Genomic DNA, 12,448 nt, shown 5'->3' on the forward strand with positions numbered 1-12,448 from the left:
CCGCACCCCGGGGGCCGAGAGGGGTGCGGGCCGCGGGGGACGGCGCCCGCACCGCCGTGCGGGGCCGCCCGTCGTGGGTCAGGACATGCCGTGGACCGCCGGGACCGTGCCCAGGCGCCCGGCCTGGAAGTCGTCGAAGGCCTGGCGCAGTTCGGCCTGGGTGTTCATGACGAACGGGCCGTAGTGCGCCATCGGCTCCCGGATCGGGCGGCCGCCGAGGAGCACGACCTCCAGGTCGGGGGTGTTGCCGTCCTGCTTCTCGTCGGCCCGCACGGTGAGCGAGCCGCCGTCGCCGAAGACCGCGGTCTGGCCGGTGCGGACCGGGCGGCGCTCCTCGCCGACCGTGCCGCGCCCCGCCATCACGTACGCCAGTCCGTTGAAGTCGGAGCGCCAGGGCAGCGTGACCGAGGCGCCCGGGCGCAGCGTCGCGTGGACCATGGTGATCGGGGTGTGGGTGATGCCGGGGCCCTCGTGGCCGTCGAGCCCGCCCGCGATGACGCGCAGCAGCGCGCCGCCGTCGGGCGAGGTCAGCAGCTGGACCTGGCCGCCGCGGATGTCCTGGTAGCGGGGGGCCATCATCTTGTCGGCGGCCGGCAGGTTGACCCACAGCTGGAGGCCGTGGAACAGGCCGCCGGACACCACCAGGTCCTCCGGCGGGGCCTCGATGTGCAGCAGGCCGGACCCGGCGGTCATCCACTGGGTGTCGCCGTTCTTGATGACGCCGCCGCCGCCGTTGCTGTCCTGGTGCACGAAGGTGCCGTCGAGCAGGTACGTGACCGTCTCGAAGCCCCGGTGGGGGTGCCAGGGGGTGCCCTTGGGCTCGCCCGGCGCGTACTCCACCTCGCCCATCTGGTCCATCATGATGAACGGGTCGAGGTACTTGTAGTTGATCCCGGCGAACGCGCGGCGGACCGGGAAGCCCTCGCCCTCGTACCCCTGCGGCGCCGTGGTGACGGCGAGCACGGGACGCGGCGCGGCTTCGGCGGGCGCGGCGACGCGCGGCAGCGTGAGCGGGTTCTCGACAGTCACGGCGGGCATTGGGGACCTCCCTGGTCTTCGTCCACCCTCAGATTAGTTGAAGGATGAACTTCCTGCCACCCGGAACGCGGACGGCCCGGAGGGAATTCCCTCCGGGCCGTCGGGGCGCGTACGGGTACGCGCAAGTGAGCCGCGTCAGCCGTCTACGTAGCCATGGCGTCAGCCATACATGCGGCGCATGGCGAAGTCGACCATCTGCTCCACGGCCTTCGCGTCGAAGACCATGCGGTGCTCGCCCTCCATGTCGAGGACGAAGCCGTAGCCGGTGGGCAGCAGGTCGATCACCTCGGCGCCGGTGATGACGAAGTACTTGGACTCCTTGCCCGCGTACCGGCGCAGCTCCTTGAGCGAGGTGAACATCGGGATCACCGGCTGCTGGGTGTTGTGCAGCGCGAGGAAGCCGGGGTTGTCGCCGCGCGGGCAGTAGACCTTGGAGGTCGCGAAGATCTGCTGGAAGTCCTCGGCGGAGAGCTGACCGGTGGTGAAGGCCCGCACGGCGTCGGCCAGCGAGGGCGGCGACGGCTCCGGGTAGAGCGGCGGCTGCTGCCCGTACCCCTGCTGGGGCGGCTGGCCGTACTGCTGGGCGCCGGGTCCGCCCGCGTGTTGGTTGTAGCCGTACATGCCCCCAGCCTAGCGAGCACCCACGGGCCCCTCAGCCCCTCCGCGGGACGCGTGCGGGACGGCGCGGACCGGAATCCGCCGGTCCACCGGCCCTGGGCAGGAGCCCGAGCCCCTTGTTAGGTTCGCACCGGCAATTCGATCGGCACGGGGGAACACGGGGAACGCATGGCACTGAACGGTGCGTGGAACGACATCATCGGCGCGGCCGCACCCGCCGCGCCGCCCGCCTCCATGCGGCTGGCGGGCCTGCAGGCCGACGGGGGCGGGGGCGGCGGCGGGGGCGGCAACCCCGACCTGAAGGCCGACGACGCGCCCTGGCACCAGGCGGGGAAGACCTCGGGCGAGCTGAAGACCTCCACGTCGAGCGCGCTCACCGACCTCACGACCGCGAACGACGGCGTCGCCGGCGGCACCGCCGGGTTCGACTCCTCCGCCGCGCTCACCGAGATCCTCGGCACCTGGAAGACGCGGCTCACCGCCGTCCGCGAGGAGTGCGGGCGCCTGGAGGGCGCGCTGAAGGGCGCGGGACGCGACTTCGGCGAGCGCGAGGCGGACACCCGGCAGAAGATGGCCGCCCAGGCGCCCGCGCCGAAGAAGGGTGAGTGAGGGTCGTGCCCACCTGGCAGCAGCTGCGCGACGTGAAGCTGAGCGAGTACACCGACGCGGCGGACGGCTGGGGCAAGGTCAGCTCCCGCTGCAACGCCGACAAGGACCGCGTCGACAACGGCATGTACGCGCACATCACCGCGCAGAAGGGCGAGGCCGCGGACGCGGCGCGCGGCGACGTGCACCAGCTGAGCCGCAACTACCAGTACCTGCACACCGAGTGCGGGCTGATCCGCACCGCGCTCAACGGCCTGGCCGCCGAGCTGGCCGCCCCGCAGCGCAAGCTGAAGCAGGCGCTGGAGGACGCGGAGGACCTGAAGTTCACGGTGAAGCCCGACGGGTCGGTGGAGTACCCCTCGGCGTCGACCGTCCTGGCGCCCGGCACGCACACCGCGCAGGACGGCGCCCCGGTCCCCTACCTGCCGGGCAAGGCCGAGGGGATCGGCAGCACGGACCCGAACAAGGGCAAGGCGGAGGACATCGCCCAGCGCCTGGGCGACGCGGTGCGCGAGGCGAACGAGGTGGACGCCCGGTACGCCGGGGTCCTCCGGGAGCTGCGGGCCGAGCCGGGCCTCACGGTCAGCGACCGGACCCTCGCGGACGCGGCCCGCGACACCAGGGCGCTGCAGGACGCCGCCGGGAAGTACGCGGACGACGGGAAGATCCCGAAGGACAGGAGCCCGGCGGAGAACGCGGCCTGGTGGAAGGGGCTGACCCAGGAGCAGCGCGACGAGTACGCGACGCTGTACCCGGCCTCCGTCGGCGCCCTGGACGGGCTGCCGTCCACGGTCCGCGACGACGCCAACCGCATGGTGCTCGCGGAGACCCGGGCCCAGACCCGGCTGGAGCTGGACTCGATCCCGAAGGCGCCGCAGGAGTACGTGCAGAACCCGAGCGGGCAGTACCCGGCCGTGGTCAGGAACCCGGCCTGGCGGGAGTGGGACGAGAAGTACGGCAAGCGGTTCGCGGAGCTGACGGCGAACGAGAAGGGCATGGCCGCGATCCAGAGCCGCTTCGACGCCACCGGCAAGGAGGGCCTGCCGGAGGCGTACCTGCTGGGCTTCGACGAGAAGGGCACGGGCCGGGCCATCGTGGCGAACGGCAACCCGGACACCGCCGACCACACGGCCGTGTACGTGCCCGGCACGACCTCGCGCCTGGAGGGCGTCGGCGGCGACATCAACCGCATGACGGAGACCTGGCTGGAGACCCAGAGGTGGGCGCCCGGCCAGAACGTCTCCACCGTCACCTGGCTCGGCTACGACCCCCCGCAGTCGATCGTCCCCGAGGCCATGGAGAAGGGCTGGGCGCACGACGGCTCGCCCAAGCTGCTGCGGTTCATGGACGGCCTGGAGACCACCCAGGGCGGGGCCGGGAGCAGCCACACCACGGTCATCGGGCACAGCTACGGCTCGACCGTGGTCGGCGACGCCTCCCAGCGCGGCGACCTCAAGGCCGACGACATCGTCGTGGCGGGCAGCCCCGGCATGCTCACCGGCAAGGCCGGGGACCTCGACACGGGCAAGGACCACGTCTGGTCGGAGGCCGCCTGGGACGACCCGGTCCCGGCGGGCGGCAAGGTGGCCGGGCTCGGCGGGTACACCTGGGGCGTCGAGACCTGGAACGGCATCCCGTTCAACGCGGGCTACGTGCAGACCGTGCCCTCCGACGAGCTGTTCGGGGCGCACCGGATGGACGTGGACACGAGCGGGCACAGCGACTACTGGACCCGCGACTCGGAGAGCCTGAAGAACCAGGCCAAGGTGGTCGCGGGTCGCTACGACGACGTGACCGAGGACTGATGAGGACCGATGTGACCAGCACCGACGACCGCCCCGGGAGCACGGCGCGGGCCCGTACCGCCCCGCTCCCCCTGATCCTCCTGCTCCTCCTCGGCACGCTCGCGACGGGATGCTCCATGAACGCCACCGGTGACACCGACGACCTCGGCTACACGCCCGCCACGCTCGGCGTGGACGAAGCCAGGACCCGGACCAAGCAGGTGTCCAGCGAGGTCCTGGACATGATCGGGCTGCCGAAGGCGCCCACCACGCCGGGCGGCGTCAGCGCCTCCACCTGCGAGCAGGACCGCGAGCACCTGTTCGCGACCCGCCACCCCTGGTCGGTGTACGGGGTCTCGGACGAGGAGCTGAAGGCGGGCTTCGAGCGGCTGCGGGCGGCCCTGCCGGACAAGGGCTGGAAGGTCGTCTCGTACGGGCCGAACAAGAGCAAGGCCCGGAACCTGGAGCTGACCGCCGACCACGGCAAGGAGCACTTCGCCGTCAACGCGGAGCTGGCCGTCGGCGGCACCGACCCCCGGCGGAAGAGCCTGCTGGCCGTCACGGTCGTCTCCGGGTGCTACCGGGCGCCCGAGGGGACGGACCTGAACGGGCTGTACTGAACGCCCCGCGCCCCCTACCGGACGGCCCCGGGAGGAATGCCTCCCGGGGCCTTCGCGTGCGGATCGGATCACACCCGGGCCATGGGGGTTGCGCCTTATTACCCGTGGGTAGCATCATCGTAGCCACTTGCTGGTAGAGCTGTACCCGATCCTGCTTACGGAGCCGTATCCATGGGCCACTACAAGTCGAACCTCCGCGACATCGAGTTCAACCTCTTCGAGGTCCTGGGCCGCGACAAGGTCTACGGAACCGGTCCGTTCGAGGAGATGGACGTCGAGACCGCCAAGGCGATCCTCGACGAGCTCACCCGCCTGTCGGAGAACGAGCTGGCCGAGTCCTTCACGGACGCCGACCGCAACCCGCCCGTCTTCGACCCCGAGACCAACACGGCACCGCTGCCGGAGAGCTTCAAGAAGTCCTACAAGGCCTTCATGGACTCCGAGTACTGGCGCCTGGGCCTGCCCGAGGAGATCGGCGGCACCACCGCGCCCCGCTCGCTCATCTGGGCCTACGCGGAGCTGATCCTCGGCGCCAACCCGGCCATCTGGATGTACTCCTCCGGCCCCGCCTTCGCCGGCATCCTCTTCGAGGAGGGCAACGAGGTCCAGAAGCACGTCGCCAAGGTCGCCGTGGAGCGCCAGTGGGGCTCCACCATGGTGCTCACCGAGCCGGACGCCGGCTCGGACGTGGGCGCCGGGCGCACCAAGGCCGTGCAGCAGGAGGACGGCTCCTGGCACATCGAGGGCGTGAAGCGCTTCATCACGTCCGGCGAGCACGACATGTCGGAGAACATCCTCCACTACGTCCTGGCGCGCCCCGAGGGTGCCGGTCCGGGCACCAAGGGCCTGTCGCTCTTCCTCGTCCCGAAGTACGAGTTCGACTTCGAGACCGGCGAGATCGGCGCCCGCAACGGCGCGTACGCCACCAACGTCGAGCACAAGATGGGCCTCAAGGCGTCCAACACGTGCGAGATGACCTTCGGCGACAAGCACCCCGCCAAGGGCTGGCTGATCGGCGACAAGCACGACGGCATCCGCCAGATGTTCCGCATCATCGAGTTCGCCCGCATGATGGTCGGTACGAAGGCGATCTCGACGCTGTCCACCGGCTACCTCAACGCGCTGGAGTACGCCAAGGAGCGCGTGCAGGGCACCGACCTGTCGCAGTTCATGGACAAGACCGCGCCCAAGGTCACCATCACCCACCACCCCGACGTGCGCCGCTCGCTGATGACGCAGAAGGCGTACGCGGAGGGCATGCGCGCCCTGGTGCTGCACACCGCGGCCGTGCAGGACGAGATCCAGGCCAAGGAGGCGGCGGGCGAGGACGTCAAGGCGCTGCACGGCCTGAACGACCTGCTGCTGCCGATCGTCAAGGGCTACGGCTCCGAGAAGGGCTACGAGCAGCTCGCGCAGTCGCTCCAGACCTTCGGCGGCTCCGGCTTCCTGCAGGAGTACCCGATCGAGCAGTACATCCGGGACTCCAAGATCGACACCCTCTACGAGGGCACCACGGCCATCCAGGGCCAGGACTTCTTCTTCCGCAAGATCGTCCGCGACCAGGGGCAGTCCCTGAACTCGCTGGCCGAGGAGATCAAGAAGTTCCTGGCCGTCGGCACCGGCGGCGAGGAGCTGGGCGCCGCCCGCGACGCGCTCGCCAAGGCCGCCGTCGACCTGGAGGCGATCGTCGGCCAGATGCTGACCGACCTCACCGCCACCGGCGAGGACGTGAAGAACATCTACAAGGTGGGCCTGAACACCACCCGCCTGCTGATGGCCTCCGGCGACGTCGTGGTCGGCTACCTGCTGCTGCGCGGCGCCGCCGTGGCCGCCGAGAAGCTGCCCACCGCCTCCGCCAAGGACCAGGCCTTCTACCAGGGCAAGATCGCCGCCGCGAAGTTCTTCGCCGCCAGCGTCCTGCCCGGCGTCGGCGCGGCCCGCGCGCTGGCCGAGGCCGTGGACAACTCCGTCATGGAGCTGGACGAGGCCGCGTTCTAGGAACGGCCCGCACGCACGGACGCACCGGGGGCCGCCTCCCTGCCCGGGGAGGCGGCCCCCGGCCGTCGTGGACCGGCCACCACCCGTCGTTAAGGTGAACCCATGAGCTCCCCCTCGCCCCGCTTCGACCAGGCCCACACCGACGACCTGATGTCCTTCCTCGCGGCGTCACCGTCCCAGTACCACGCCGTCGCCAACGCCGCCGCGCGGCTGGAGAAGGCCGGTTTCCGCGAGGTCCGCGAGACGGACGCGTGGGACGGTACGAGCGGCGGCAAGTACGTCGTGCGCGGCGGCGCGCTCATCGCCTGGTACGTCCCCGAGGGCGCGGCGCCCCACACCCCGTACCGCGTCGTGGGCGCCCACACCGACTCCCCGAACCTGCGGGTCAAGCCGCGCCCCGACTCCGGCGGGCACGGCTGGCGGCAGGTCGCCGTGGAGATCTACGGCGGGCCGCTGCTCAACACCTGGCTCGACCGCGACCTGGGCCTGGCCGGCCGGCTCACCCTGCGCGACGGCAGCCACGTCCTGGTCAACGTGGACCGCCCGCTGCTGCGCGTGCCGCAGCTCGCCGTGCACCTGGACCGCTCGGTGAACACCGACGGGCTCAAGCTCAACCGCCAGCGCCACATGCAGCCCGTCTGGGGCCTGGGCGAGCCGCACGAGGGCGACCTCATCCGCTTCGTGGCCGGGGAAGCCGGCCTGGACGCCGAGGACGTGGGCGGCTGGGACCTGATGGTGCACGCCCTGGAGGCCCCCGCCTATCTGGGCCGCGACCGCGACCTGGTGGCCGGCCCGCGCATGGACAACCTGCTGTCCGTGCACGCCGGGACCGCCGCGCTGGCCGCCCTCGCCGGGCGCGAGGACCTGCCGTACGTCCCCGTGCTCGCCGCCTTCGACCACGAGGAGAACGGCTCCGAGTCCGACACCGGCGCCCAGGGCCCGCTCCTCGGCAACGTCCTGGAGCGCTCCGTGCACGCCCGCGGCGGCACCCTGGAGGACAAGGCGCGCGCCCTGGCCGGGACCGTCTGCCTGTCCTCCGACACCGGCCACGCGGTGCACCCCAACTACGCCGAGCGGCACGACCCGACGCACCACCCGCGCGCCAACGGCGGCCCGATCCTCAAGGTCAACGTCAACCAGCGGTACGCCACCGACGGCAGCGGCCGCGCGGTGTTCGCCGCGGCCTGCGAGAAGGCCGGCGTGCCGTGGCAGACGTTCGTCTCCAACAACGACATGCCCTGCGGCACCACCATCGGCCCGATCACCGCCGCCCGGCACGGCATCCAGACCGTCGACGTGGGCGTCGCGATCCTCTCCATGCACAGCGCCCGCGAGCTGTGCGGCGCGCAGGACCCGTACCTGCTCGCCAACGCGCTGGTGGCGTTCCTGGAGGGCTGAGACCGCCCGGTGCGCCCCGCACCGCGTACGCGTCCCGGGTCGGGGTACCCGGGACGTACGCGTTTTCGAGGGAGGCGGCACATCATGGGGCTCGGCGGTTGCATCGTTCTCATCGCGGTGGGGGCGATCCTCACCTTCGCCACGGACTGGCACACCGACAGTGTCAACGTCCAGCTGGTCGGCATCATCCTGATGGCCGTCGGCATCATCGGCGTGGCCACCTTCACCAGCATCGCCCGGCGCCGGCGCGCCACCGTGGTCCAGGCGCCGCCGACCGTCGTCGAGCGGCACCCGGAGGACCCGCGCTACTGAGCGGGGAGGAGCCGGGGCCCGGCGGCGGAAACATCCGGGAAACCCCCGCCCCGGCAGGCTCGTCCCCATGGTTCTCCTGGGACAGCAGCCCGCACTCGTACGCCACCGTGGAGCGTCCCGGCGCACCGCGTACGCGGCCCTCGCCGTGCTCGCCGTGTTCTGCACGGTGGCCGCGGTGCTGGTCGCGCGCTACAACGAACGCCCGCCGTGGGGCACCGACATCGCCTACGAGGGCGGCTACATCATGGCCGTGCGCATCGTGAAGCCCGACCGCACCGGCCTGCGCGCCGGCCAGCTGCTGGCCGGGGAGTGCGCGCGGATGGAGCGCGACGGCATGGGCGGCGACCGCGCCCGCCACGACCCGGAAGCCTGGGTGGCGGGCTGCCTGGACGGCGCCGCCAAGCGCGAACCGGTGAAGCAGGGGCTGCTGTACTGAGGCCGCTGTACCGGGCCCCCGCCCCACCGGCGCCGTCGCGGGCCCCGTGGGGCCGGGCCCTACGCCTCGTCCATCCCCGCGAGCACCAGCGGCAGGCGGGTCGTGCCCGTCGGGGTGAGGCGGACGGGGACGCCCCAGTCCTGCTGGTGGACGTGGCAGGCCGGGTACTCGTTGGCCGGGTCGTCGTCGCAGCTGGCCGCCATCGCCGAGACGTGCAGCACGCCCTCGGTGACCTCAGGGTTCAGCTCCAGGTCGCGGCCGAGCGCGCTGTCGGCGCCCTCGCCGGAGAGCAGCAGCTCGGGCGGGGTCGCGGAGACGAGCAGGCGGGTCGAGGGGCCGTAGCGCTCGTCCAGCTTCTGGCCGCGGGGGGCCTGGAAGACCACGTCGAGGCGGAGGGCGCCGGCGGCGACCTCGGTGGCCTCGCGCCGGGTGCGGTGGGCGACGGAGGCGACCTGGACGGCCTCCTCGGGCAGCCGCAGCCGGGTGAGCCGGTGCCGGGCCGACTCCACGACCACGACGTCCTCGCCGACCAGCACCGCGTCGCTGGGCTCGCGCAGGTCGGTGGCGAGCGTGGAGACCAGGCCGGTCGCCGGGTCGTAGCGGCGCAGGGCGTGGTTGTACGTGTCCGCGACGGCGACCGAGCCGTCGGGCAGCGCGGTCACCCCCAGCGGGTGCTGGAGCAGGGCCTGCGCGGCGTCGCCGTCGCGGTGGCCGAAGTCGAACAGGCCGGTGCCGACCGCGCTGTGGACGGCGCCGTCCTCGTCGACGTACCGCAGGGCGCTGGTCTCGGAGTCGGCCACCCACAGCCGGTCCCCGGCCGCGGCGAGCCCCGAGGGCTGGGCGAACCAGGCCTGGTCGCCGGGCCCGTCGACCAGGCCCTCGTTGGTGGTGCCGGCCGCCACGGCGACGGTCGCGGACTCGGGGTCGTACGTCCACAGCTGGTGCACGCCCGCCATGGCGATCCACACCCGGTCCCGCCAGAACGCCACGTCCCACGGCGAGGACAGGTCCACCTCGCGCGCCGGGCCCGCGGTCGGCGAGCCCTGCCACCACTGGCGGCCGGTGCCGGCCAGCGTGGTCACCTCGCCGGTCGCCGGGTCCAGGGCGCGCAGCGCGTGGTTGACCGAGTCGGCGACGACGACCCGCCCGTCGGGCAGCAGCGCCAGGCCCTGCGGCTCGTTGAAGCGGGCGTCGGCGGCGGCGCCGTCGGCCAGCCCGCGCTCCCCGGAGCCGTACACCGCGACGACGCCCTCGCCGTCCGGCTCCAGCTCGACCAGGCGGTGCCGGGTGGAGTCGGAGACCAGCAGGTTGCCCGAGGGCAGCAGCAGGGCCTTGCCGGGGAAGCGCAGATGGCCGGCGACCGGCTCCGGCGGCACGTAGGGGCCGTCGCCGCGGCGCAGGGTGCCCTTGGCCGCGTGCTCCTCCTCCAGTTCGGTGACCAGGCGCTCGATGGCGGTGGCGTGCCCCTCGCCGGCGTGCTGGGCGACGACGTACCCCTCGGGGTCGATGACGACCAGGGTGGGCCAGGCCCGCACGGCGTACTGCTTCCAGGTGGCCAGCTCGGGGTCGTCGAGGACCGGGTGGTGCACCCCGTAGCGCTCGACGGCGTCGACGACGGCCTGGTGGTCGGCCTCGTGCACGAACTTCGGCGAGTGCACGCCGATGGTCACCACGGTGTCGCGGTGCTTGTCCTCCAGCTCGCGCAGCTCGTCAAGGACGTGCAGACAGTTGATGCAGCAGAACGTCCAGAAATCGAGGATGACGATCTTCCCCCGCAGGTCCGCGAGGGTGTACTGCCTGTCTCCGGTGTTCAGCCAGCCGCCCTTGCCGATGAGCTCGGGGGCCCGAACGCGTGCACGTGTACCCATGTCCCCATCCAACCGCACGCGACGGGGTACGGATTCCCGCCATGAAGTACCTCGTGCGCGACAAGATCTTCGCGATCGGTGACGACTACTGGATCGAGGACGAGCGGGGCCGGCAGGCCTTCCTCGTCGACGGCAAGGCGCTGCGGCTGCGCGACACCCTGGAGCTGAAGGACCCCAGCGGGTACGTGCTGATCACGCTGCGGGAGAAGATGCTCAGCCTGCGGGACGCGATGACGCTGGAGCGGGACGGCGAGGCGCTGGCGACCGTGCGCAAGAAACGCCTCTCGCTGCTGCGCAACCACTACCGGGTCACCCTGGTCGAGGGCACCGAACTGGACGTCAGCGGGCGGATCCTGGACCGGGAGTTCGTGGTCGAGTACGACGGGGAGCTGCTGGCGCACATCTCGCGGCAGTGGTTCCGGGTGCGCGAGACGTACGCGGTGAACGTGGTGCGCGAGGACACCGACGCGGCGCTGCTGGTCGCGGTCGCGGTGTGCGTGATCCGGATGGCGGAGAAGGAGCGCGGGGAGGACTGAGCGGCGGCCGGGTCAGGGGGCGCGGGCGCGCCCCCTGACCCGGATGGCACCCCCCGCATGCGCGTCACGTAGCGCGATGTTCCGCTTACGGACAGTGGCCGAGTGGTCGGCCTCACTGTCCGCAGGAAAGGAAATCGGTGCTATGTCTTCGTGGCGCACCTCCGGCCTCGCCACCGCGCTCGCGGCCGGCCTCGGTCTCGTGACGGTCCTCGCCGTCAACGCCCCCGCCAACGCCGCCGCCCTGGCCGACGAGAACGGCCCGGACAACAGCGACTGGGGCACGGTCGTGGAGACCTCGGTCACGGGCGTCCAGGCCGACTCCTGGGTCGTCCGGGTCCAGGGCCTGCAGGGCATCCTCGACACGGCGCTGTTCGAGTCCGCGTTCCCGACCCGGGCGAACGCGCCCGAGGAGCAGGCGGGCGGCAAGAACCTGGTCGACCTGGCGCCCGGCGGCTTCGGCCTGGGCAAGGTGTCCGCCCTGTACTCCCGCGCGCTCGGCAACAAGGTCCCGGCGACCGCCTCGGGCGGCACGACCACCCCCGCGCCGGGCGTCGCGTACGCCGACGCGGGCGGCGCGTCCGTCGACATCGGCATCCCGTACGTGCAGAACCCGACCGGCGGCACGCAGCTGTCCCCGCTGGGCGTCCACGTGGAGGGCATCTCGGTCTCCGCGATGTCCGCGCCCGGCCAGCCGGTCAAGTTCACCGGCGGCGCGGCCCGCGCCTACCTGTCCTCGCTGGGCGGCCGCCTGATCGACATCCCGCCGCTGTGGCCGGTGAACTTCGGCGCCCGCATCCCCGGCGACTACTCCCGCCCGCCGGTCGCCCTGGCCACCACCAACGAGCAGGTGACCACGGACAACAAGGGCATGCCGACGCTGGGCGCCGACAAGCACTACAAGTACGACGCCAAGGCCACCAGCGGCTACGTCAACGGCATCCACGCCTCCGTGCTGGGCACCGAGGTCGCCGACGTGACCGTCGCGCACGCCGCCGTCATCCGCGACCCGCTGCTGACCGACAAGTTCAAGGACAAGCTGCCCAAGCTGCCGGACGCCAAGGACTTCGTGAAGCCGGTCGCCGACAAGCTCGACAAGCTCAAGGAGGCGGCCGGCACGGTGAAGCCCGCCGCCGACGCCGTGAAGCCCGCCGCGCCCGCGATGCCGCAGGGCTGAGGCCGCGTCACCCGGCCCGGCCGCCCCGCCCTCCGGGGCGCGGGCGGCCGGGCCGTGCAC

Annotated in this window: 12 protein-coding genes; 9 read left to right on the top strand and 3 right to left on the bottom strand. The window is 72.4% G+C overall.

Annotated elements, in window-relative coordinates; all coding sequences use genetic code 11:
• Positions 1-78: 78 nt before the first annotated feature.
• Together ABT160_RS44755 and ABT160_RS44760 are read right to left on the bottom strand one after the other, a co-directional pair.
• Positions 79-1,038, bottom strand: coding sequence for a pirin family protein (locus ABT160_RS44755; protein ID WP_351655559.1), 960 nt, complete (start codon positions 1,036-1,038; stop codon positions 79-81).
• A 159-nt stretch (positions 1,039-1,197) separates the two neighbouring features.
• Positions 1,198-1,659 (bottom strand): SseB family protein, encoded by a 462-nt coding sequence (locus ABT160_RS44760; RefSeq protein ID WP_351655562.1) that lies wholly within the window; start codon positions 1,657-1,659, stop codon positions 1,198-1,200.
• Positions 1,660-1,824: 165 nt separating this feature from the next.
• Between ABT160_RS44760 and ABT160_RS44765 the strand changes: the two genes are divergently transcribed.
• The 7 genes from ABT160_RS44765 (at position 1,825) to ABT160_RS44795 (ending at position 8,810) form a co-directional block, all read left to right on the top strand.
• A complete protein-coding gene (locus tag ABT160_RS44765; protein ID WP_351655565.1) occupies positions 1,825-2,265 on the top strand; it encodes an amino acid ABC transporter permease in 441 nt (146 codons plus the stop codon).
• Positions 2,262-4,067, top strand: coding sequence for an alpha/beta hydrolase (locus ABT160_RS44770; RefSeq protein WP_351655568.1), 1,806 nt, complete (start codon positions 2,262-2,264; stop codon positions 4,065-4,067). The genes ABT160_RS44765 and ABT160_RS44770 overlap by 4 nt, the downstream gene beginning before the upstream one ends.
• A complete protein-coding gene (locus ABT160_RS44775; RefSeq protein ID WP_351655571.1) occupies positions 4,067-4,666 on the top strand; it encodes a hypothetical protein in 600 nt (199 codons plus the stop codon). The genes ABT160_RS44770 and ABT160_RS44775 overlap by 1 nt, the downstream gene beginning before the upstream one ends.
• Positions 4,667-4,837: 171 nt before the next feature.
• Positions 4,838-6,664 (top strand): acyl-CoA dehydrogenase, encoded by a 1,827-nt coding sequence (locus tag ABT160_RS44780; RefSeq protein ID WP_351655573.1) that lies wholly within the window; start codon positions 4,838-4,840, stop codon positions 6,662-6,664.
• Positions 6,665-6,766: 102 nt separating this feature from the next.
• Positions 6,767-8,062: a M18 family aminopeptidase gene (locus tag ABT160_RS44785; RefSeq protein WP_351655576.1), complete on the top strand. Its 1,296-nt coding sequence runs from the start codon at positions 6,767-6,769 to the stop codon at positions 8,060-8,062.
• 84 nt (positions 8,063-8,146) lie between these two features.
• Positions 8,147-8,374 (top strand): DUF6458 family protein, encoded by a 228-nt coding sequence (locus ABT160_RS44790; RefSeq protein ID WP_351655579.1) that lies wholly within the window; start codon positions 8,147-8,149, stop codon positions 8,372-8,374.
• Between the two features lie 67 nt (positions 8,375-8,441).
• The gene (locus ABT160_RS44795; RefSeq protein ID WP_351655582.1) at positions 8,442-8,810 is read left to right on the top strand and encodes a hypothetical protein; all 369 of its coding nucleotides are present in this window, start codon (positions 8,442-8,444) and stop codon (positions 8,808-8,810) included.
• A gap of 59 nt (positions 8,811-8,869) precedes the next feature.
• On the opposite strand, the gene ABT160_RS44800 is transcribed toward ABT160_RS44795, so the two are convergent.
• The gene (locus ABT160_RS44800) at positions 8,870-10,678 is read right to left on the bottom strand and encodes an NHL domain-containing thioredoxin family protein (protein ID WP_351655584.1); all 1,809 of its coding nucleotides are present in this window, start codon (positions 10,676-10,678) and stop codon (positions 8,870-8,872) included.
• Between the two features lie 41 nt (positions 10,679-10,719).
• Between ABT160_RS44800 and ABT160_RS44805 the strand changes: the two genes are divergently transcribed.
• Entirely contained in the window at positions 10,720-11,214 is a 495-nt protein-coding gene (locus ABT160_RS44805; RefSeq protein ID WP_351655587.1) for an LURP-one-related/scramblase family protein, read from the top strand.
• 142 nt (positions 11,215-11,356) lie between these two features.
• Positions 11,357-12,388, top strand: a complete 1,032-nt coding sequence (locus tag ABT160_RS44810; protein WP_351655590.1) for a hypothetical protein — start codon at positions 11,357-11,359, stop codon at positions 12,386-12,388.
• Positions 12,389-12,448 lie beyond the last annotated feature (60 nt).

Source organism: Streptomyces sp. NPDC001941 (genome assembly GCF_040296945.1).
Classification (GTDB): Bacteria; Actinomycetota; Actinomycetes; order Streptomycetales; family Streptomycetaceae; genus Streptomyces.

Excerpts from the sequence above, each read along its gene's own strand:
- ABT160_RS44755 (WP_351655559.1), bottom strand. The coding sequence starts at position 1,038 with ATGCCCGCCGTGACTGTCGAGAACCCGCTCACGCTGCCGCGCGTCGCC.
- ABT160_RS44760 (WP_351655562.1), bottom strand. The coding sequence starts at position 1,659 with ATGTACGGCTACAACCAACACGCGGGCGGACCCGGCGCCCAGCAGTAC.
- ABT160_RS44765 (WP_351655565.1), top strand. The coding sequence starts at position 1,825 with ATGGCACTGAACGGTGCGTGGAACGACATCATCGGCGCGGCCGCACCC.
- ABT160_RS44775 (WP_351655571.1), top strand. The coding sequence starts at position 4,067 with ATGAGGACCGATGTGACCAGCACCGACGACCGCCCCGGGAGCACGGCG.
- ABT160_RS44780 (WP_351655573.1), top strand. The coding sequence starts at position 4,838 with ATGGGCCACTACAAGTCGAACCTCCGCGACATCGAGTTCAACCTCTTC.
- ABT160_RS44785 (WP_351655576.1), top strand. The coding sequence starts at position 6,767 with ATGAGCTCCCCCTCGCCCCGCTTCGACCAGGCCCACACCGACGACCTG.
- ABT160_RS44790 (WP_351655579.1), top strand. The coding sequence starts at position 8,147 with ATGGGGCTCGGCGGTTGCATCGTTCTCATCGCGGTGGGGGCGATCCTC.
- ABT160_RS44795 (WP_351655582.1), top strand. The coding sequence starts at position 8,442 with ATGGTTCTCCTGGGACAGCAGCCCGCACTCGTACGCCACCGTGGAGCG.
- ABT160_RS44800 (WP_351655584.1), bottom strand. The coding sequence starts at position 10,678 with ATGGGTACACGTGCACGCGTTCGGGCCCCCGAGCTCATCGGCAAGGGC.
- ABT160_RS44805 (WP_351655587.1), top strand. The coding sequence starts at position 10,720 with ATGAAGTACCTCGTGCGCGACAAGATCTTCGCGATCGGTGACGACTAC.
- ABT160_RS44810 (WP_351655590.1), top strand. The coding sequence starts at position 11,357 with ATGTCTTCGTGGCGCACCTCCGGCCTCGCCACCGCGCTCGCGGCCGGC.